Source organism: Providencia sp. PROV268, from assembly GCF_028477805.1.
Lineage (GTDB): Bacteria > Pseudomonadota > Gammaproteobacteria > Enterobacterales > Enterobacteriaceae > Providencia > Providencia stuartii.
Window position 1 is genome coordinate 14,344 of record NZ_JAMPLW010000010.1, and the last position, 21,222, is coordinate 35,565.

Below are 21,222 nucleotides of genomic sequence, written 5' to 3' on the forward strand. Positions count from 1 at the left end.
CCCTAATCAGAATGTTGCTGATTAGGGGGCAATTTATTTATTGCCCACGACATGCGAAATTCGCCCTAAGCGCTCTCTTTTTTATCCGCAATATGGCTGTAATCAGGGCTTTCTAAAGCAATTAATTCATCCAGCAGTGCGGTTAATTGTTGCATTTTCTCCTGAGAAAATGCCTGCTCAATTTTTTGATAGCCCTCTTCCACTTCTTGACGTGCTTTATCGTACAATGTTTGACCACTAGGCGTCAGAGAAACATAGAGCTTACGCTGATCATTGAGTGGCTTTAAGCGAAAAATTAACCCTTCCCGCTCCATACGAGTCAAAATCCCTGTCAAACTTGGACGAAGAATACAGGTTTGAACTGATAACTCATGGAAATCAATAGAGCGTTTATCGGCAAGTACTCGGATAATACGCCATTGCTGTTCAGTCAAATTGTATGACTTTAAAATAGGGCGAAAGAACCCCATCGCGGTCTCTCTTGCCTGTAATAATGCAATTGTCAATGATTCATGCATAAGTTTAAAACTCACCACTCTAAAATGTTTATTTAATACCAATTAAATTGGTATTACACAATCTATTGCGCCTTTACACCGCAAATTTACCCTTAGTGATAGCCTATTCTATCCACTTAAAACCAAGGTTAGCACGGTAAAATAACAATCACAAAGAAAAACCCCAAAATATTAATGAGTAAACAATTCAACAGCAAACCAAAAAGTTAATAAAAAGTTACAATAAAAATTCAAAAAAAATATCAGAATACTGAATATCAATAGGTTACATAAAAACCTTCTGAATATGTTAAAGAGATCACAATTAAAATTAACAATTTCTCTAGCCTATTGCCAATTACCACTTTATACATTATTAATATATTAACAATCATTCGAAATCATCGTTTTCCTAATAAGGAGTTGTCAATGAAAGGCACTGTATTTGCCGTTGCCCTCAATCATCAAAGCCAAGTGGCTCACTGGCATGAGGCATTCGGGCAAGCCCCTTATAAAACCCCACCAAAAACACCTGTGTGGTTTATAAAGCCGCGTAATACTCGGATCAATTCAGGGGAGCCTATTTTGCACCCTGCCGGTGAAGTGGTGCAAAGTGGTGCAACGCTAGCACTGGTTATTGGTAAAGATGCACGTAAAGTCAGCCAGTCAGAAGCCAAAAATTATATTGCGGGCTTTGCATTAGCAAATGAAGTCAGCCTACCTGAAGACTCATTTTATCGTCCTGCTATCAAAGCAAAATGCTGTGATAGTTTCTGCCCTATTGGGGAAATGGTTGAAACAACATTAACTGCCCCTGTCGACATTATCACCCTCATCAATGGTAAAGAAGCTGACCGTTGGTCTACAAAAGATCTGGTTCGTGATGCCAGTGAGTTAGTTGCCGCACTCAGTGAATTTGCCACGTTAAAAGCGGGTGATGTGATACTGATGGGCACGCCTCATCAACGCGTCACCATTCAGCCTGGTGATGAAGTCACTGTTCAAGCAGAAGGCTTTCCGAGCCTAAGCAATAACGTTGTTGTGGCAGGAGGACAATAATGAAACACGCAAAAATTCGTTACCAAGGTACTGAGTATTCCGTTACGGTTGGTGAAAACGAGCAAATCACATTACCAAATGGCCAAGTTATTGCAGGCGATGATGCTAATGTTGAATGGTTACCTCCTGTTAGAGGCACACTGTTCGCACTGGGCTTAAATTATGCCGACCATGCTACTGAACTTGATTTCAAGCCACCTGAAGAGCCTCTGATTTTTATCAAAGCAGATAACACATTAACAGGCCATCGCCAAGTTTCAGTGCGCCCCGATAATGTTGACTATATGCATTATGAGTCAGAGCTTGTTGTGGTCATTGGTAAAGCGGCATACAAAGTATCACAAGAAGATGCGATGGATTATGTTGCAGGCTACACCGTATGTAATGATTATGCGATCCGTGACTATTTAGAAAATTACTATCGCCCCAACCTGCGTGTTAAAAGCCGTGACACTTTAACGCCTATCGGTCCATGGGTTATCGATAAAGATCAGGTTAAAGATCCCCATAACCTTGCGCTATATACCTATGTAAACGGTGAGTTGCGCCAGAAAGGAACCACTGCTGATCTCATTTTCAATATCCCATTTTTAATTTCCTATCTCAGTGATTTTATGACACTGCAACCGGGTGACATGATCGCAACAGGAACACCAAAAGGCCTTTCTGATGTCGTACCTGGTGATGAAGTGATCGTTGAAGTTGAGGGTGTAGGCCGGCTGATTAACTATATTGTCAGCGAAAAAGAATATGAGGAACGAGTGTAATGACTAAGATTAACCATTGGATCAATGGCAAAAATGTTGCCAGCAAAGAATATTTCCAAACCACCAACCCTGCAACAGGTGAAGTACTCGCTGAAGTGGCTTCTGGTGGTCAAGATGAAATAAATCAAGCCGTTGCGGCAGCCAAAGAGGCATTCCCTAAATGGGCTAATACGCCAATGAAAGAGCGTGCTCGTTTGATGCGCCGTCTTGGTGAATTGATCGACCAAAACGTCCCTGAAATTGCAGAAATGGAAACTCAGGATACAGGTTTGCCAATTCATCAAACCAAAAATGTGTTGATCCCTCGTGCTTCACATAACTTTGAGTTTTTTGCCGAAGTCTGCCAACAGATGAATGGTCGTACCTACCCTGTTGACGACAAAATGATGAACTACACCCTGATCCAACCTGTTGGTGTCTGTGCACTGATCTCCCCTTGGAACGTGCCATTCATGACGGCAACATGGAAAACAGCACCTTGTTTAGCCCTAGGTAACACCGCTGTTTTAAAAATGTCTGAACTGTCACCATTATCAGCAAACCGTTTAGGTGAGCTGGCATTAGAAGCGGGGATCCCTGCTGGCGTACTTAACGTTGTGCAAGGTTACGGCAGCACAGCAGGTGACGCTCTAGTCAAACACCATGACGTTCGTGCCGTTTCCTTTACTGGTGGAACAGCAACAGGCCGCGTGATCATGCAAAACGCGGGTCTGAAAAAATATTCGATGGAACTTGGCGGCAAATCCCCTGTTCTGATATTTGAAGATGCCGATATCGAACGTGCATTAGATGCGGCTCTGTTTACCATTTTCTCAATTAATGGTGAACGTTGTACTGCCGGTTCTCGTATTTTCATCCAAGAAAGTATCTACCCTGAATTTGTTAAGCGCTTCGCTGAGCGCGCTAATCGCCTAATTGTCGGCGACCCAACGGATCCAAAAACACAAGTTGGTGCACTGATCAGTGAACAGCATTGGAACAAGGTATCCGGCTATATTCGCCTTGGTGTAGAAGAAGGGGCAACATTACTGGCTGGTGGCCCAGACAAGCCAACCGACCTACCTGCACATCTGAAAAATGGTAACTTCTTACGCCCGACCGTATTAGCAGATGTCGATAACCGTATGCGTGTTGCGCAAGAAGAGATCTTTGGGCCAGTTGCCTGCTTGATCCCATTCAAGTCAGAAGAAGATGGCCTACGTATGGCAAATGATGTTGAGTATGGTCTCGCATCTTATATTTGGACACAAGATGTCAGCAAGATCCTTCGCTTATCACGCAACATTGAAGCCGGTATGGTGTTTGTTAATACACAAAACGTACGTGATTTACGTCAACCATTTGGTGGCGTTAAAGCCTCTGGTGTTGGTCGTGAAGGCGGTGAATATAGCTTTGAAGTTTTTGCAGAAATGAAGAACGTTTGTATTTCCTTCGGGGATCACAACATTCCTCGTTGGGGTGTTTAATTTATTGAGATATTTAGTTTATTGGAAATTCAATAATAAATATTTAATCTAACTTATGCCCTAAATAATTCGGGCTGTAGCGAAAAATCACTCACACGCTACAGCTCGAAATATCACGGGGGAGGTAAAAACTTATGGGTAAATTAGCACTTGCGGCAAAAATAACGCATGTTCCATCCATGTACTTGTCAGAATTACCCGGCAAACATCATGGCTGCCGCCAATCCGCCATTGACGGTCATAAAGAGATCAGCCGCCGCTGCCGCGAACTTGGTGTTGATACTATTATTGTTTTTGATACTCACTGGTTAGTTAACAGTGCATATCACATCAACTGTGCCGATCACTTTAAAGGGATCTATACGAGTAACGAACTCCCTCATTTTATTCGTGATATGGAATATGAATATGATGGTAACTCCGAGCTTGGTCGCATGATCGGTGAAGAAGCCCGTAAACTAGGCGTTCGTGCTCAATCCCACGAAATCCCAAGCCTAACGTTAGAATATGCCACCTTAGTTCCTATGCGCTATATGAATAGTGATCGCCACTTTAAAGTGATCTCTATTTCTGCATTTTGCACCTCTCACAGTTTTGAAGACAGCCGTAAATTAGGCGAAGCCGTACTCACAGCCATCGAAAAATATGATGGCACGGTTGCTGTACTCGCGAGTGGCTCATTATCGCATCGCTTTATTGATGACCATCGTGCAGAAGAAGGGATGAACAATTATACCCGTGAATTTGATGAGCAAATGGATAAGCGTGTCGTCAAATTGTGGCGTGAAGGCCGTTTTAGTGAGTTCTGTAAGATGCTGCCGGAATACGCTGACTACTGTTATGGCGAAGGTCATATGCACGATACGGTGATGCTATTAGGCATGCTAGGTTGGGATAAATATGCAGAAAAAGTTGAAGTGCTGACCGATTTGTTCGCCAGTTCAGGTACCGGACAAATTAACGCTATTTTCCCGTTGCCAAGCTATATCACCGATAAACAAAAAGTCAGTGCGTAAGGAGTCGTCATGCCGCATTTTATTGCTGAGTGTACCGACAATATCCGTGAACAAGCGAATTTGCCTGAGCTATTTTCCAAGGTAAATAGTGCATTAGCAGGAACTGGTATTTTTCCTTTAGGCGGCATTCGTAGCCGTGCTATTTGGTTAGATACTTGGCAGATGGCTGATGGTAAACATGATTACGCCTTTGTCCATATGACACTCAAAATTGGTTCAGGGCGTTCTCTTGAAGATCGTCAAAAAACAGGTGAGATGCTATTTACCCTCATCAAAGAACACTTTGCTCAGTTAATGAGTGATAGGTATCTCGCTCTATCATTTACCATGGAAGAGCTTGATCCCGTGTTGAATTACAAACAAAACAATGTTCACGCTTTATTTAAATAAGGAAGCCTGATGCCGACGCCATTCGATAAACAGATCCCTCGCTACTTGATCCCATTATTAGGGTCACTGGTTGCATTTGGGCCATTATCGATAGATATGTATCTGCCTGCTCTGCCGCAAATGGGAAATGACCTCCAGGCGAGCCAAGGGCAGATGCAGTATACACTCGGCGCATTCTTTGCTGGCTTCTGTATTGGCATGTTGTTTTATGGGCCACTCAGCGACATTCTTGGTCGCCGTAAGATGCTGTTAAGTGGCCTAACTATTTTTACGCTCGCAAGTTTACTGTGCGCGCAAGCCTCTTCGGCTGACGCATTAATTGCTTTTCGTGCGTTACAAGCCTTCGGTAGTGGAGCCGCCATTGTCATGGCACGAGCCATTGCTCGAGACGTTTACCCAACAGGTGAACTGCCTAAAGTTTTATCTTTGATGACGTTAGTCACTATGATAGCGCCCTTACTGGCTCCCCTACTCGGTGGCTTTTTATTAATTCACTTTCAGTGGCAAGCGATCTTCTATCTTCTTGCACTGATAGGTCTTTGTTCTGCAAGTTGTATTTTCTTCTTGCTTCCTGAAACCTTGACACCACAGAAAGAATCTAAAAATTTACTCAGTGTCGCGTTTCAAAATTACGCTCAAGTTTTAAGCGATAGAGAAGCACTGAGTATTATCGGTACGATGGCATTCTCTTTTGCGGGTATGTTTGCCTTTATCAGCGGCTCTCCCTTTGTTTATATCAACTATTTTGGCGTATCGGAGCAGCACTACGGTTTATTATTCGGCTGTAATATTCTCGGGATGATAGTGGTATTACTACTGAATGTCAGACTGCTCAAAGTATACAGTTTAACTCGCATACTCTGCCTACAAAGTGGTGCGCAATTACTGTTTGGGCTATTACTACTCATTTTCTACCAGCAAAGCCTGCCTATTATTGTTATTCTGGTGGTGCTGTTTTTATCGATGGTCAATGCTATCGGTACAAATAGCTTATCACTGTTATTGCAGCATCGAGGAAAAATTGCCGGTAGCGCCAGTGCGCTTGCTATTTCGATTCAATTTGCATTGGCGGCGCTGGCAAGTGTTGCAGTTTCTGTACTACAGGATGAATCCCCATTTGCTATGGCACTGGTTATGGCTGTCTGTGCCGGATTAAGTTTCACAAGCCAACGTTTCTCGGCTAAAAATGTCCGCTCACAGTTAGTCTCAGTGCCTTCGGAGAAAAAAGAAAAATGAGTATCAATGTCAATTCTACCTTATTCCGCCAGCAGGCTTATATCAACGGTCAATGGGTTAACGCCAACGACAATAGTCAATTCGATGTCACTAACCCTGCGAACGGTGAAGTCATTGCAAAAGTCAGTAATGTAGGTGCAGCACAAACCCAACAAGCGATTGATGCTGCGGAAAAAGCCCTACCCGCTTGGCGTGCTAAAAGTGCCAAAGAGCGTAGCCAAATTCTTAATAAGTGGTTCCAATTGATGATGGAAAACCAAAAAGAGCTTGCAGAGCTACTCAGTTGGGAGCAAGGCAAATCCATCACAGAATCAATGGGTGAAATCGCCTATGGTGCAAGCTTTATTGAGTGGTTTGCCGAGGAAGGTAAACGCGTTTATGGCGAAACAATCCCATCTCCACTTCCTGGTCGCCGCTTAGTGACGATTAAACAGCCTGTGGGTGTGGTCGCTGCGATTACGCCATGGAACTTCCCAAATGCCATGATCACCCGTAAGGTTGGCCCAGCACTGGCGGCAGGATGTACGATGGTACTGAAACCTGCGGCTGAGACCCCATTATCAGCATTAGCACTAGCCGCATTAGGTGAAGAAGCTGGTATCCCAGCAGGGGTGTTCAACATCGTGCCAGGTACAGATGCAAAAGCCATTGGTGGTGTACTCACATCAAGTCCTGTTGTTCGTAAACTGACTTTCACTGGCTCCACACGCGTTGGCAAATTACTGATGGCGCAATGTGCCGATACAGTGAAAAAGCTATCATTGGAGCTCGGTGGCAATGCGCCTTTTATCGTGTTTGACGATGCCGACCTTGATGCCGCCGTACAGGGCGCATTAGCGGCTAAATTCCGCAACAGCGGGCAAACCTGTGTTTGTGCTAACCGTATTTTAGTTCAAGAAGGCGTCTATGATGAATTTGCTAAACGCTTAGCAAAAGCAGTCACTGAGCTAAAAATCGGCCCAGCAACTCAAGCCGATTCACAACAAGGCCCTCTGATTAACCAAGCTGCGGTTGATAAAGTCACCGAGCATATTGCAGATGCGGTTTCTAAAGGCGCACGCGTACTGGCAGGCGGTAAACCTGCTTCATTAGGCGGATTGTTCTTCGAGCCAACCGTATTAGCAGACGTCACTGAATCTATGATCGTCGCCAAAGAAGAGACTTTTGGTCCATTGGCGCCTCTGTTTAAGTTCCGCGATGAACAAGAAGCCATTGATTTAGCAAATGATACCGAATTTGGTCTGGCTTCCTATTTCTATTCTAGAGATATCGGCCGCATCTACCGTGTTGCAGAAGCACTCGAAAGCGGCATGGTCGGTATCAATGAAGGCATTATCTCAAATGAAGTTGCCCCATTTGGTGGCATTAAGCAGTCAGGGCTGGGGCGTGAAGGTTCACGTTACGGAATTGAAGACTATCTGGAAGTGAAATATCTCTGCTTCGGTGGGCTATCTACAAACTAATTTGACCTTTACAGATTAGCGCACTGCCATCTGGCAGTGCGGGTTAGAAAGCGCCCAACGTTTCTTGCGTGATAAGCAGAGTTCAACAGGAGCAATACTCGCATGTTACAAAAAGATGTCATATCGCAAGTTGCACAGCGCCTTAATCAGGCCGAGAAAACACGTGAACAGATCCGTCAGATTTCATTGGATCATCCACAAATCACCATTGAAGACGCATACGCTATTCAACGTGAATGGGTTGGCCTAAAAATCGCTGAAGGTCGTTCACTGAAAGGCCATAAAATTGGCTTAACATCGAAAGCTATGCAGGCTAGTTCTCAAATTGATGAACCTGACTACGGTGCACTTCTCGACGATATGTTTTTTGACGATGGTTGTGAAATTCCAACAGATCGTTTTATCGTTCCACGTATTGAAGTTGAGCTAGCATTTGTTTTAGCAAAACCCTTAAGTGGCCCAAACTGCACCCTGTTTGATGTTTATAACGCAACTGATTATGTCATACCGGCACTTGAGCTTATTGATGCCCGTTGCCACGGTATTGATCCTGAAACAAAGCGCCCACGCAAAGTATTCGATACCATTTCAGATAATGCGGCGAATGCGGCGGTGATCTTAGGGGGGAGACCAATCAAACCTCGCGACCTTGATTTACGATGGATCAGTGCATTGCTGTACCGTAACGGTGTTATTGAAGAGTCTGGCGTCGCGGCTGCGGTACTTAACCACCCTGCAAACGGGGTTGCTTGGCTGGCAAATAAACTCGCGCCACACAACGTCCAACTAGAAGCTGGCCAAATCATTTTAGGTGGCTCATTTACTCGACCGGTTCCTGCTCGTAAAGGGGATGTATTTCATGTGGACTACGGCGTGATGGGTTCCGTCAGTTGCCGCTTCGTATAAGGAGATCATCGTGGATATCCTACAAAATAAATTTAAACATGCACTAAAAGAAGGTCGACCACAAATCGGTTTATGGCTGGGGCTATGCAGCTCATATAGTGCTGAATTGGTGGCTGGAGCAGGTTTTGACTGGCTACTGATTGATGGTGAACACGCTCCTAATAATGTACAAACAATATTAACTCAATTACAGGCAATCGCACCTTATCCATCGCAGCCGGTTGTACGTCCACCTTGGAATGATCCTGTCATTATTAAACAGTTATTGGATATTGGGGCACAAACATTATTACTGCCTATGGTGCAAAATGCAGAGCAAGCACAGCAAGCTGTTCGCGCCACACGTTACCCTCCGGCGGGGATCCGCGGTGTGGGGAGCGCTCTAGCACGTGCATCACGTTGGAATCGTATTCCTAATTATCTGCAACGGGCCAATGATGAGATGTGTGTCATTGTGCAAGTCGAAACCCGTGAAGCTATCAATAATCTTTCGGAAATATTACAAGTCGAAGGGATCGATGGCGTCTTTATTGGGCCAGCTGATCTCAGTGCAGACATGGGCTATTCAGGTAATCCAAATCATCCCGAAGTGAAGGCAGTCATCGAAAAGGCTATTGTCCAAATTCGTGCTGCGGGTATTGCCCCTGGTATTTTAATGGCAGCGCCAGACGTCGCTGAACATTATTTAAAATTAGGTGCACTATTTGTTGCGGTTGGTGTGGATACAACATTGCTAGCGCGTAGCGCAGAAGCATTAGCGGCTCGCTTTGGCAATACCGTTTCTGAAGTGACATCTAACACACCCAGTGTGTATTAGTGATTTGCAATACAGTAGTAAACACCCAAAGCCATTAAGATAACTCGATCTTTCGGTTGTAAATACTTCGAGTTTGTCTCTAAGCGCTAAGCAAAAATCGCCGAGGAGCATGGATTATTGTGTGACTCGGATAGATGAGCAAGAGCGAATAATGAAACAACTTGGAATATGGCAAACCAATTACCCTACAAATATCAATCTGGTGGCTAAGGGAAAACAACATTAACAACCCTGTACCTACGGGGCAGACATGTTATATGGCTGCCTAAGAGCTTTTTGTACCCATAATAGCATTAAATGCATATAAATGAGGGAATTACAAAATGAGCAATTTATCCAATGTTGCTGAAAAAAATCCTGCTGAACAGCATAAAAATTTAACTGAACCACAACAACGCGTAATTAAAAAATTATTTCGCCGCCTAATTGTCTTTTTATTTGTATTATTTGTTTTTTCTTTCCTTGACCGCATCAATATCGGTTTTGCGGGTCTGACTATGGGGAAAGACATTGGTCTGACATCAACGATGTTTGGCCTTGCTGCCACACTATTTTATGCAACCTATGTTATTTTTGGGATACCTAGCAATATTATGTTGGGTATTGTGGGCGCCCGCCGTTGGATTGCCACCATCATGGTACTGTGGGGCATCGCCTCAACAGCCACAATGTTCGCAACAGGCCCGACAAGCCTCTATATTTTGCGGATGCTAGTCGGCGTCGCCGAAGCTGGCTTTTTACCGGGTATCCTAGTTTATTTAACTTACTGGTTTCCTGCTTATTTCCGCGCCCGTGCTAACGCTTTATTTATGGTGGCCATGCCTGTCACAATGGCATTTGGTTCCCTAGCATCGGGTTACATCCTCGAAATGGATGGTATTTTAAACCTAAAAGGCTGGCAGTGGCTGTTCCTGCTGGAAGGTTTCCCTTCAGTGATCTTAGGCGTGCTGGTCTGGTTCTACCTTGATGATTCGCCAGATAAAGCAAAATGGCTAACGAAAGAAGACAAAGAGAGTCTTCAAGAAATGATGGAGCAAGATAAGTTAGAATTGGTTCAGCCGCACGGTTCGAAAAGCCATACAGCATTACAGAATACTAGCTTATGGAAAGAGATTTTTACCCCTGTTGTCTTAATGTATACCGTGGCCTATTTCTGCCTGACCAATACGCTCAGTGCCATTAATATCTGGACGCCACAAATTATGCAGAGCTTTAATGAAGGCAGTAGTAACGCCATGATAGGCCTACTGACGGCTATCCCTCAGTTCTGTACTATACTTGGTATGGTGTATTGGAGCCGGCGTTCTGACAGATTACAAGAACGTAAAATGCACACCGCACTCCCCTACCTATTTGCAGCGGCAGGTTGGGTATTAGCGGCACTGACACATCATCCTGTCATCCAATTAATTGGTATCATTATGGCATCGACAGGTTCATTTACCGCAATGGCTGTATTCTGGACCACGCCAGACCAATCCATCAGTTTACGTGCTCGTGCTGTTGGTATTGCTGTTATCAACGCAACAGGTAATATTGGTTCAGCGGTCAGCCCACTACTGATTGGTTGGCTAAAAGACCAAACAGGTAGCTTCAATTCAGGGCTGTACTTTGTCGCTGGGTTGTTGGTCGTTGGGGCGCTATTAGTCGCATTTATCCCCATGAAGAGCTCACGTCCTAGAGCAACACCGTAATATTCAAAGATAACAAAATAGTCGAGCCGCAATCCTCTGTATTGCGGCTCGAAACCAACAGAGTAAAGGGAGAATGTGGTGTCATCATTAATAACCAATATTGATATCAGTAAAGATTATGATGAAACACAAGGGAATGATGATGTTCATTACCAAACATTCGGTAATATGGCCGCCTTTTTTGGCCGTGATATGCAAGCACATCGACATGATGGCTTTTTTCAGTTGCACTACCTTGAAACAGGTCATATCACATTACAACTTGATGACCTACGTTATTCAGTCCAAGCCCCTTTATTTATTCTAACGCCGCCTTCTGTTCCTCATGCCTTTTTTACTCAAGAAGATACAGATGGGCACGTGCTGACCGTTCGCCAAGATTTAATCATCCCTTTATTAGAATCACTTTACCCTGCTAACCCTGATTTAGTCTCTATTCCTGCGATTTGTTTGTCCGTTGCTGATAAACCCGATGACCTTGAAACTTTTAATCACTATTGGGCACTAATGGCTCGCGAATCGGCCAATAGCTACGCCGGACGCGATCAGGTATTATCCTCTTTAGCTCAAGCGCTATTTACTTTCCTATTACGCTCAATTCCCCTTGATGACCACCCAGTTAGTGGTGTAAGAGGAGAACATCGCCTATTCCAACGTTTTAACCAGCTTATTGATTCACACTACCATGAGCACCTTTCTGTTCCCGAATATGCAGACAAACTGGGTGTTACCGAATCTCGACTCAAAGATATGTGCCGACGTTTCGCTAACCGTCCACCCAAGCGCCTGATTTTTGACCGCATATTACGAGAAGCGAAACGTATGCTATTGTTTTGTGACAGCCCTGTATCAGAAATAGCCTACCAACTTGGATTTAAAGATCCGGCTTACTTTGCACGCTTCTTTAACCGTTTAGTTGGGGATTCCCCTAGCCAATGGCGAGATAAAAATATCCACTAATCTATGATAGTTAAACTTAATCATGACACGTGGTTATTGAAAATTTTAACGCTGTCTATTAACGCGTTTCTCTGCTATTTATCGCAATAACCATAATAAAAATGTTTAATAAACTGCTTTATTTATAAATTGTTCATTACTAATATCTATAAGTAATAATCAATGCGTATTTTCTATTTTTCATTGTCATTTTTATTTATTAATAATAACTATTAAAATGAAATAAATTAACAATTACTATTTATTCAAATTTCACAATTACATCATATTTTAAAATTAAATCAGGATGTTATATAACGTATCTCTATAGATTATTTACATATTAATCAATTAGGTATTTTTACTTAATTCTATAACTAAATATTATATCAAAATAAGATGATTTACCTAAAAGACCATGGTAAAAATCACTCATTCTACGTGTAATGGTGTTTGTTATTCTCAGGGTGAAGGTTAACTATGTACGATGATTTAAATTCATTAAGCCGTCAGCTTAAAATGGATAATTTTTCTTTCCTTGAAATTGAAGAAACCACTCAATCCAAGGATGAACAGCCATTATCTAATATGGCTATTAAGCAAGAACTCCCATTACCTGAGAAAATTGAAGTGGTTTCTGAATCAACGACTCAGCCCCAGCCAACCCAACCAAATGAGTCTTACTCAACAATTAATGAGTTTTCTCATTTCCTTAATTATAAAAATAATCACTACCATAATACAGCGGACTCAGCTTCTCATACGGAGCAACTTGTTATACTGAGTGAACTCTTTTCAAGTATTAGTAAAAAATAAAATACTCATTTACCTATAGTATAATAAAACCTCATTATGAGTTAGTGACATGCAAAAAACACTCAAAATCGTTACGTCTATACTTTTGTTATTCTTATTTATTTTATTAATTATCATTCCTCTAGATAGTGATAAACAGTTTCTATTAGGAGGCGTGTTAATTGTATTTACATTCTTTATTGGAATATTTAAAAATAAAAAACTACAGCTTGCCTTGATATTAATATCACTACTTTGTACTTCTCGTTATATCTGGTGGCGGGCAACAACGACCCTTTATTTTGATTCTTATATTGAGCTGATTTTAGGATCATTACTATTTATTGCGGAACTATATTCATTAGCTATTCTATTATTCGGTTATATTCAAACCTGTTGGCCATTAAAAAGAACGATCGCCCCCTTACCGAAAGATACTTCATTATGGCCAACGGTTGATCTATTTATTCCAACCTATAATGAAAGTATTGATATCGTCAAAGATACAGCGCTTGCTGCACAGTGTATCGAATATCCTAAAGATAAATTAAAAATTTATATATTAGATGATGGGAAGCGAGATGCGTTTCGCCAGTTAGCTGAAGATATTCAAGTTGGCTATATGATCCGCCCTGATAATAACCATGCAAAAGCAGGAAACCTTAATCATGCATTAACAAAAACGCATGGTGAACTGATTTGTATTTTTGATTGTGACCATGTAGCGACACGCGTATTTTTACAAGCAACAGTAGGGGCATTTTTAGTCGATGAAAAACTCGCTTTGATCCAAACCCCCCATTATTTTTACTCTAAAGATCCCTTTGAACGTAATTTAAGTGCGGCTAAAAGAGCGCCGCATGAAGGTGCGCTATTTTATGGTCCAGTGCAGCAAGGTAACGATAATTGGAATGCCGCGTTTTTCTGTGGCTCTTGTGCGGTAATTCGCCGTAGTGCCTTAAAAGAGACAAATGGATTTGCGGTAGAAACGGTTACCGAAGATGCCCATACAGCCCTTAAATTGCAGCGTAAGGGATGGAATACCGCTTTCTTAGATATTCCTCTTTCAGCGGGTTTAGCGACTGAACGCTTAACTTTGCACATTAACCAACGTATACGTTGGGCACGAGGCATGACACAGATTTTTCGCGTCGATAACCCGCTATTAGGTAAAGGTCTGACATTTACACAACGTATCTGTTATTTAAATGCCATGCTACATTTTCAGTATGGGCTACCTCGAGCGATTTTCCTCTTATCCCCTTTGGTTTTTATTCTATTTGATTTAAATATTATCTCATCATCCGCAACACTCATATTTTCTTATGCGCTACCTCATTTGATTACTTCTAACTATGTCAATTCAAAACTTGTCGGTAGCTATCGCTATTCTTTCTGGGGGGAAATTTATGAAACAGTGATGGCTTTTCATTTAATACTCCCAACATTGATGAGCTTAATATCGCCAAAACTCGGTAAATTTAATGTTACTGATAAAGGTGATTTAACAGATAAAAACTATTTTGATCACACGGCCGTTCGCCCGCTCCTTATTGTCGCCGTACTTTTAGTCGCCGCAATTGGGATTGCCTTATTCAAATGGATTATGGGTCTATATCATTATATTGATGACGGTGTCATTGTGATTAACCTTATATGGGGTATTTATAGCTTACTGATTGTCCTCGCTTCTATATCGGTAGCAAAAGAGACCAAACAGTTACGTCGAGCCACGAGGGTTCCTGCATCAATCCCTGTGACCGTTTATTTTTCTGATAATAGCGTTATAGAAACTCAATCCATTGATCTCTCCATGAGTGGGGCAAGACTTAACTTCCCATTTGAGCATAATGTTACACAGACATTTATTACACAAATTGCCATTGGTATAGGCAAAGAAAGAGCATTTATCCCGATCCAGCAAGCATGGATTGATAATAAGCAATTAAGAATGGAATTTGCTCACTTAACTCATGCTATTCGACGTGATGTTGTACGTGTTGTATTAACTCGAGCAGATGCTTGGTTTAAACCTAAACATGCAAACGACAAACCATTAAGGTCATTTATCGACGTGCTGCAATGTGCATTTGAATTGTTCATTATCCGTAAAGATAAGAAGGCCACGGATAATTCCATTTTGCTTTCAAAACAAAATAGTAAAGAGCAGCATCATGTTTAACCGCCTGAAATTAATATTTATCGCTTACGCGTTATTAATAAGTCATACGGCCGCATTTGCCGTAGAGAGAGTGGATACACAGAAAAAAGTTTCTGCGCCATTAGACTTTATATTAAATAATGGGCTAATAAAAAATAGCGATGTTATAGACACTACCGCTGAAGAAATTACCTTGAAAAAAATTGGCCTCATAAACGGCCTGACCTTAAGTAGTGATAAACTCCAATCTGGTATTAGTTTTACTTTGCCCTATGATTTTATTGTTATAAATGCAGAAATACGCTTAATCATTTCAATCAAAGAAACTGAAAATATCGAAAAGGATAATTTACAAATAACGCTAAATGATCAGTCTTTAGGTTCGATACCGTTATCTCAACTTCATGAAAATAAATCGACTTTTACTTTAAAAGTACCAAACGCCATTCTCTCTTCAAAGAACAATTTAAACTTTCAGATCATTAGTAATGATGACATCATTAATAATGAGTGGACATGCCAGCGCCCAGACTTAAAAGATCTTAATCTTGAGATTTCCCCTTTAACCTCAATGGCATTAAAAGGGGTATTAATGAATACGCGTAAATCACTCATGGATTTTCCTCGGCCATTTTTAGATCCTTTAAAAATGAATAGCAATGAACTTGCTTTTATCTATGCCGCTTCACCGACCCCAGATACCTTAATGGCCTCTGCCATTGTAGCCTCTATTTTTGGCATCAAAAGTGGGGAAAAAGGGAACCATTTCAATGTTTATCTTGATGAATTACCGGAAAAGCATGCTGTTTTATTCACAATGGCGGATGAGACCATTTCAGGGATCTCCTTTAATCAGGCTAAAGGCCCAAATATCAGAATTATAGATAACCCTGTAAACGAGAAATACAAAATCTTGGTCATTAGTGGACGTCATGCACATGAGCTGCGTCAGGCCGCTTACCAACTCTTTACACCTGATTTACCTGACAGCAGCGATATGGCTATCGCCAACTATCATGTACAAAAACGGCAAGCTTATGATGCCCCTAACTGGCTTTCGGCGAAAAAAATAATCACTTTCAGCCAAATAATTAAAAGTCGCGACGCCCTGCAATCCCGCTTGTTTTGGAATGAAGAGAAAAACATTATTTTTCGCCTTCCACCTGATGTATTCATGTTATCAGGGAACAAAATCCCCGTGAAAATAGACTATACGTTTGATGGTAAAAATTGGATTGATATGAAGCATTCGATGTTAACTATCGCATTGAACTATCAATTTTTAAAAAATATTTCTGCTCAAAAACACAGCATTATTAGTCCAATCACGGAGTTTTTTACTAATAACCACGACAACAGCACAACACTTTATCTTGATAGCGCAAGCTTATTTGGTGAAAACAGACTAAGCTTTTATTTTAATATCACACCGCATCAAGAAACGCCTTGTAATATCCGTAATAATGGTGAGATTGTTAATCAAATATTGTCTAGCTCTACATTTGATCTCAGTAATATTTCCAATTTTGGGGAGCTACCAAATACGGCTTGGTTTTTAAATGGCCTATTCCCATTTACGAAATATGCCGATTTATCAGATACCGTCATTTTATTAACCAAAAATCCAGCTAAAGAAGAAATCGCATTAATGCTTCATTTAATGGAAAAAGCAGGACGCATTACTGGCTTTCCGGTTAGTCAGGTCACCATACTCACTGATACAACAAAACCACAAAATAATTTAAAACTCACGAGTTCGAATATTATTGCAATCTCTAAATTAAAAGAGATCGCAGCATTCAAGCCACTAATAAAAGATACCTCTTATCATTATAGTTATGGGCAATTACAAGTCATTCCCCCTTCTCTATTGCAGAAACTGAAACTGCTTCTACTCGGAGAATGGAAAAATCAATTTGAAGAAGCAAACAATATTTTAATAAATTCACAAAAATGGCGAGGGTTACTCAGTTTCCCATCACCTTGGTCTAGCAACAAAGTCGTGACCATTTTAACTGCGACTAACAGTGAACAACTGAAAAAACTCCATGATGATATTGATAAGCCTGGAAGACAACAACTCGAATCGGGTGATATCTTGCTATTTAATGATTTTGATGATGTTAAGGTTCTGCGAGTTAATGCATCATTTTTATCAGGCGAATTACCGCTACACACATTAGTCCTTTGGTTTTTTAGCCAACATTTATTTCTATTAATGGCTATGTTATTTACCACCTTATTCCTTATGAGTTTGTATTTGTTTAAAAGATTAAAAAACCATGAATCCAAACGTCTATCAAGGATGAAAAAATAAAATGAAAAATAGCTTATTAATAAAAGTATTTATTACTTTGCTCTGTGGTACATACCCACTATCGACGTTAGCTCGATCATTAGAAAATGAAACAGCCATTAAAGTTCTATTAGAAAAAGCCAATTATTGGCACAGTAAATCTAACTATGACCTTGCTTACGATGCGCTGAGTAAAGTTTTTGCCATTGAGCAATATAATATTGAAGCATTATATCTAATGTCATATTACAAAATTCAGCAAGGTAAAAAACAAGAAGCGGCTCTCTGGGTTAATAAACTCAAAAAATATGCCCCAGACGATCAGCGGCTTTCACAATTAGCCCAGTTTTCGCCCCGTGAAAATCGTTCCGATGAGATACTCAAAAAAGCCCGAGAATTTGCAACACAAGGTCAGATTGAACAAGCAATACAGGCGTATGACAAATTATTTACGCATAATCCACCTAGTGGTGACTTAGCGATTGAATATTATGAAACACTCGCTGGCAGTAAAAAACACCTAGAAAAAGCAATCGCTGAGCTAAGAAAAATAGCACAGCAAACACCATCAGATGAGAAGGTACAGCGTATTCTTGCAACGGTATTAACCTATCAAGAGAAAACAAGGCGAGAGGGAATTCAAAAGCTCATCCAGATCGAAAATAAAGATAAGGCGGTGGTCAATTCATTGAAGCAAGCACTACTGTGGTTACAACCCGATGAAAAAGATCTGCCCGCTTACCAGCATGTTATGAATTTATCACCAAATGATAGCCTTGTAATGGAACACTATAACAATCGCATTGGTAACAGTGATATTCGTGCTGGATTTACGCTATTAAATAGAGGTAGCCTTGAACAAGCAAAGCAAAAATTCACACAAGCGCTAACAAATGATCCTAAAAATATCGATGCCACTGCGGGTCTGGGTTACGTGGCGCTCCGTCAAAAAAACTATCAAGAAGCAGAGAAGTTATTAAGTGAAGCGGCTAATAACACAACGGATCATAAAAGAGCCCAATGGTTAAAAGATATCAAAAATATTAACTACTATTCGCAACTAGATAGAGTTAAACAATTAGCGCGTAATCAGCAATTTGATCACGCGATTAGCTTACTTAAAAGTACCAGTGTGAGTGACCCACAGCAGCAACTTGCTCTCAATTTATTACTAGCACAAACCTATCGTGATAAAAAAGACTATGCTAGCGCAGAGTCGTTATATCGGACGCTTCATCAAAACTACCCTAATAATAAAACAGTAAAAGAGCAGCTAGTCTGGTTATTTAACGAACAAAAAAAATATCAAGAATTAGAGCTATTATTACAAACCTTCTCTCCTACTGAGCGCTATGATTATCAGCAAAAAATAAATTTCAGTGAGCAATACCGAAAAAATGCAGAAAAAGCACTTAATAATGGCTTAGTGAATGAAGCGGAAAATATTCTCACACAAGCCATTAATAAAGATCCTCAAAATGCTTGGCTGCACCTCGATTACGCCAGACTGCTACTTAAAAAAGGTGATCATCATAAAGCAAATGCAGTGATGAATAATTTGGTTGCAACCTATCCTTCACCTGCAACTTGGCATAGCGCGATCATTTTGGCAAGCGAGCAAAATCACTGGAAGGATGTATTGAATTTAATTCATAAAATTCCTAGTGGATCACAAACGGCAGAAATAACAGAGCTTAAACATCGCGCTAAATTTAATCAACAAATTGATATTGCCCAACACTACATTGATAGTGGAAATCACAATGCAGCATTAAATACCCTAAAAATAAATATTAAATCATTACCTCAGAACCCAGCCGATATTGGCCGCCTTGCTCAGCTATATATAGATGCGGGTGATAGTCAAATGGCGCTAAATGTGATCCATCAAAACCTATCCGTTGAACCACAAGGAAGCCTAAAAGATTATACACAGCAAATCCTTATCTTACGCCGCTTAGGATACTTTGCAGAAGCAGAGAGCTTGATGAACTCCCCGGCTTTACTCGCCACAACCAGCGAAAAAGAGTTAAATCACATTAGAGCGGGCTACCTCAGCGAACAAGCCGATTTATTTCGCGAAAAAGGTCATCTCAACGAAGCTTGGGAAATATTAGCGCCAGAAATAAAAAATGATCCGAATAATAGCCAACTCTTATTAGCTGTTGCCCGAGTTTATCAATCAAATGATCAACCCGAGCAAGCGAGTGATGTTTATCAATACCTATTAGCTATTTCCCCTAAAAATCAGGATGCATTAATAGGCTTAGTTGATCTAGCAATTAACAATGACGACAGTGTGGCAGCAAGAAAATATTTTGCAGAGATCAAGGCAACCAACAAAACCGATTACCTGATTTTGTCGGCTCGCCTTGCTGAGCTGGAAGGTCATAATACCCAAGCACTCAAATTATTAAAAACAGCACAATGGGGATTAATTCAGCCGCAAGAACAGCCAACTTATTTACCAGTAAATCACCCATTAGCTGGGCAAATACTCATGCACACTCAGCACAATCCTCGCCAAAAGGCCCAGTTAGACCATATTGAAATGATGCTTACAGATTTACAGCAAAAAACATCTGTCGCATTGAATAATACCATTCAGGTAAACAGCCACTCAGGGGAGTCAGGATTAAGCAAATTTACCGAAATCAAAAAGACCCTCACACTCTCTCTTCCACTGCTTGATAATATTAAGTTAGCGCTGAGCGTATCCCCTTCGGTTATTAGTTCAGGCAAAACTCCCGCTGAAAATGCCAGCCTTGTGGGCAGTGGAGCGTTAACGAGAGCCAATCGCCGTAGCCTAGTTGAAAGTGCTTCACGCGCTAATGTACATGCCGATGAAATTAATAGCCGTTCAATTCAAGGCTTAGAATCAAATATTTTATTGAAAGGCGATAACTTTCAATTGGATTTCGGGCATACCAATAGTGATGGCTTAATTGTTTCCTTAGTTGGCGGAGCTGAATGGTCAATTAACACCTCACCACATAGCCAATTAACTTTAGCAGCCGAACGGCGAGCGGTAACTGATAGCCAACTTTCATACAGTGGGCTTAAAGATAGTGTAACAGGTAGAACATGGGGAGCCGTGACACGCAATACGCTGTCAGCACAATACGCATGGGATAATAGCCATTATGGTACTTATGCCAAAGTTGCCGCTAATAAGTATATTGGTACCCACGTTCCTAATAACCAATCTGTTGATCTCAATGCTGGCTCTTATATTTATGGAATAAATGAAAATAATAAAACTCTAAAATTAGGCGCTAATATTCATTATATGGGATTTGATAAAAACCTTAATTATTATACATTAGGGCATGCAGGGTATTTCAGCCCACAGAAATATATTGCAGTTTCATTGCCTATTTCTTATGAGCAAAAATTAGATAATTTATCAGTAAAATTAAACTCCACTGTTGGATATCAATCGTACACGACTGAAAGTGCAGATTATTACCCTACAGATAGACAACTACAAGATGAATTAAACAGTTACACAGATAATGATGAATATATAGATACTCACTATAAAAAGAGCAGTAAAAATGGCATAAGTTATTCTTTTGGCGTAGAGACTAACTATAAAATATCACCATCTTCATTTATTGGAGCGAATGTTAGTTATAATACTTTTGGTAATTATGATGAGACAAAAGCTAATATTTACTTTAAATATTTATTCGACAAAGATATACTAGGAAAATAAAA

16 protein-coding genes are annotated in these 21,222 nt (G+C 40.8%); 15 read left to right on the top strand and 1 reads right to left on the bottom strand.

What is annotated here, in order from left to right:
* Positions 1-65: 65 nt before the first annotated feature.
* Positions 66-518 (bottom strand): homoprotocatechuate degradation operon regulator HpaR, encoded by a 453-nt coding sequence (hpaR, locus tag PR699_RS08555; protein ID WP_004927374.1) that lies wholly within the window; start codon positions 516-518, stop codon positions 66-68.
* A 408-nt stretch (positions 519-926) separates the two neighbouring features.
* Between hpaR and PR699_RS08560 the strand changes: the two genes are divergently transcribed.
* From PR699_RS08560 to PR699_RS08630, 15 genes are all read left to right on the top strand, one after another.
* The gene (locus tag PR699_RS08560) at positions 927-1,556 is read left to right on the top strand and encodes a fumarylacetoacetate hydrolase family protein (protein WP_004927370.1); all 630 of its coding nucleotides are present in this window, start codon (positions 927-929) and stop codon (positions 1,554-1,556) included.
* On the top strand, positions 1,556-2,323 hold the full coding sequence (locus tag PR699_RS08565) for a fumarylacetoacetate hydrolase family protein (RefSeq protein ID WP_004927367.1): 768 nt from the start codon (positions 1,556-1,558) through the stop codon (positions 2,321-2,323). The genes PR699_RS08560 and PR699_RS08565 overlap by 1 nt, the downstream gene beginning before the upstream one ends.
* Positions 2,323-3,789, top strand: a complete 1,467-nt coding sequence (hpaE, locus tag PR699_RS08570) for a 5-carboxymethyl-2-hydroxymuconate semialdehyde dehydrogenase (RefSeq protein ID WP_004927363.1) — start codon at positions 2,323-2,325, stop codon at positions 3,787-3,789. The genes PR699_RS08565 and hpaE overlap by 1 nt, the downstream gene beginning before the upstream one ends.
* Positions 3,790-3,923: 134 nt before the next feature.
* A complete protein-coding gene (gene hpaD / locus PR699_RS08575; protein WP_004927362.1) occupies positions 3,924-4,805 on the top strand; it encodes a 3,4-dihydroxyphenylacetate 2,3-dioxygenase in 882 nt (293 codons plus the stop codon).
* A gap of 9 nt (positions 4,806-4,814) precedes the next feature.
* Positions 4,815-5,195: a 5-carboxymethyl-2-hydroxymuconate Delta-isomerase gene (locus PR699_RS08580; protein WP_004927358.1), complete on the top strand. Its 381-nt coding sequence runs from the start codon at positions 4,815-4,817 to the stop codon at positions 5,193-5,195.
* Between the two features lie 9 nt (positions 5,196-5,204).
* Entirely contained in the window at positions 5,205-6,431 is a 1,227-nt protein-coding gene (locus PR699_RS08585; protein ID WP_004927355.1) for a Bcr/CflA family multidrug efflux MFS transporter, read from the top strand.
* Positions 6,428-7,894 carry an NAD-dependent succinate-semialdehyde dehydrogenase gene (locus PR699_RS08590; RefSeq protein ID WP_004927350.1) on the top strand — a complete coding sequence of 489 codons (1,467 nt, stop codon included), beginning with the start codon at positions 6,428-6,430 and terminating at the stop codon, positions 7,892-7,894. The genes PR699_RS08585 and PR699_RS08590 overlap by 4 nt, the downstream gene beginning before the upstream one ends.
* Positions 7,895-7,996: 102 nt before the next feature.
* Positions 7,997-8,800, top strand: coding sequence for a 2-oxo-hept-4-ene-1,7-dioate hydratase (hpaH, locus tag PR699_RS08595; protein ID WP_004927346.1), 804 nt, complete (start codon positions 7,997-7,999; stop codon positions 8,798-8,800).
* Between the two features lie 10 nt (positions 8,801-8,810).
* Entirely contained in the window at positions 8,811-9,617 is an 807-nt protein-coding gene (hpaI, locus tag PR699_RS08600; protein WP_014656738.1) for a 4-hydroxy-2-oxoheptanedioate aldolase, read from the top strand.
* Between the two features lie 323 nt (positions 9,618-9,940).
* A complete protein-coding gene (gene hpaX, locus PR699_RS08605; protein ID WP_004927339.1) occupies positions 9,941-11,311 on the top strand; it encodes a 4-hydroxyphenylacetate permease in 1,371 nt (456 codons plus the stop codon).
* Between the two features lie 75 nt (positions 11,312-11,386).
* The gene (gene hpaA, locus PR699_RS08610; RefSeq protein ID WP_004927338.1) at positions 11,387-12,271 is read left to right on the top strand and encodes a 4-hydroxyphenylacetate catabolism regulatory protein HpaA; all 885 of its coding nucleotides are present in this window, start codon (positions 11,387-11,389) and stop codon (positions 12,269-12,271) included.
* Positions 12,272-12,730: 459 nt separating this feature from the next.
* Positions 12,731-13,066 (top strand): hypothetical protein, encoded by a 336-nt coding sequence (locus PR699_RS08615; protein WP_004927336.1) that lies wholly within the window; start codon positions 12,731-12,733, stop codon positions 13,064-13,066.
* Between the two features lie 49 nt (positions 13,067-13,115).
* Positions 13,116-15,227 carry a UDP-forming cellulose synthase catalytic subunit gene (gene bcsA / locus PR699_RS08620; RefSeq protein WP_014656739.1) on the top strand — a complete coding sequence of 704 codons (2,112 nt, stop codon included), beginning with the start codon at positions 13,116-13,118 and terminating at the stop codon, positions 15,225-15,227.
* Positions 15,220-17,523, top strand: a complete 2,304-nt coding sequence (locus tag PR699_RS08625; protein ID WP_272525952.1) for a cellulose biosynthesis cyclic di-GMP-binding regulatory protein BcsB — start codon at positions 15,220-15,222, stop codon at positions 17,521-17,523. The genes bcsA and PR699_RS08625 overlap by 8 nt, the downstream gene beginning before the upstream one ends.
* Position 17,524: 1 nt before the next feature.
* Positions 17,525-21,220 (top strand): cellulose synthase subunit BcsC-related outer membrane protein, encoded by a 3,696-nt coding sequence (locus tag PR699_RS08630; protein WP_272577836.1) that lies wholly within the window; start codon positions 17,525-17,527, stop codon positions 21,218-21,220.
* Positions 21,221-21,222 lie beyond the last annotated feature (2 nt).

Bases quoted from the DNA above. Each gene is read 5' to 3' on its own strand.
- hpaR (WP_004927374.1), bottom strand. From the start codon at position 518: ATGCATGAATCATTGACAATTGCATTATTACAGGCAAGAGAGACCGCG.
- PR699_RS08560 (WP_004927370.1), top strand. From the start codon at position 927: ATGAAAGGCACTGTATTTGCCGTTGCCCTCAATCATCAAAGCCAAGTG.
- PR699_RS08565 (WP_004927367.1), top strand. From the start codon at position 1,556: ATGAAACACGCAAAAATTCGTTACCAAGGTACTGAGTATTCCGTTACG.
- hpaE (WP_004927363.1), top strand. From the start codon at position 2,323: ATGACTAAGATTAACCATTGGATCAATGGCAAAAATGTTGCCAGCAAA.
- hpaD (WP_004927362.1), top strand. From the start codon at position 3,924: ATGGGTAAATTAGCACTTGCGGCAAAAATAACGCATGTTCCATCCATG.
- PR699_RS08580 (WP_004927358.1), top strand. From the start codon at position 4,815: ATGCCGCATTTTATTGCTGAGTGTACCGACAATATCCGTGAACAAGCG.
- PR699_RS08585 (WP_004927355.1), top strand. From the start codon at position 5,205: ATGCCGACGCCATTCGATAAACAGATCCCTCGCTACTTGATCCCATTA.
- PR699_RS08590 (WP_004927350.1), top strand. From the start codon at position 6,428: ATGAGTATCAATGTCAATTCTACCTTATTCCGCCAGCAGGCTTATATC.
- hpaH (WP_004927346.1), top strand. From the start codon at position 7,997: ATGTTACAAAAAGATGTCATATCGCAAGTTGCACAGCGCCTTAATCAG.
- hpaX (WP_004927339.1), top strand. From the start codon at position 9,941: ATGAGCAATTTATCCAATGTTGCTGAAAAAAATCCTGCTGAACAGCAT.
- PR699_RS08615 (WP_004927336.1), top strand. From the start codon at position 12,731: ATGTACGATGATTTAAATTCATTAAGCCGTCAGCTTAAAATGGATAAT.
- bcsA (WP_014656739.1), top strand. From the start codon at position 13,116: ATGCAAAAAACACTCAAAATCGTTACGTCTATACTTTTGTTATTCTTA.
- PR699_RS08625 (WP_272525952.1), top strand. From the start codon at position 15,220: ATGTTTAACCGCCTGAAATTAATATTTATCGCTTACGCGTTATTAATA.
- PR699_RS08630 (WP_272577836.1), top strand. From the start codon at position 17,525: ATGAAAAATAGCTTATTAATAAAAGTATTTATTACTTTGCTCTGTGGT.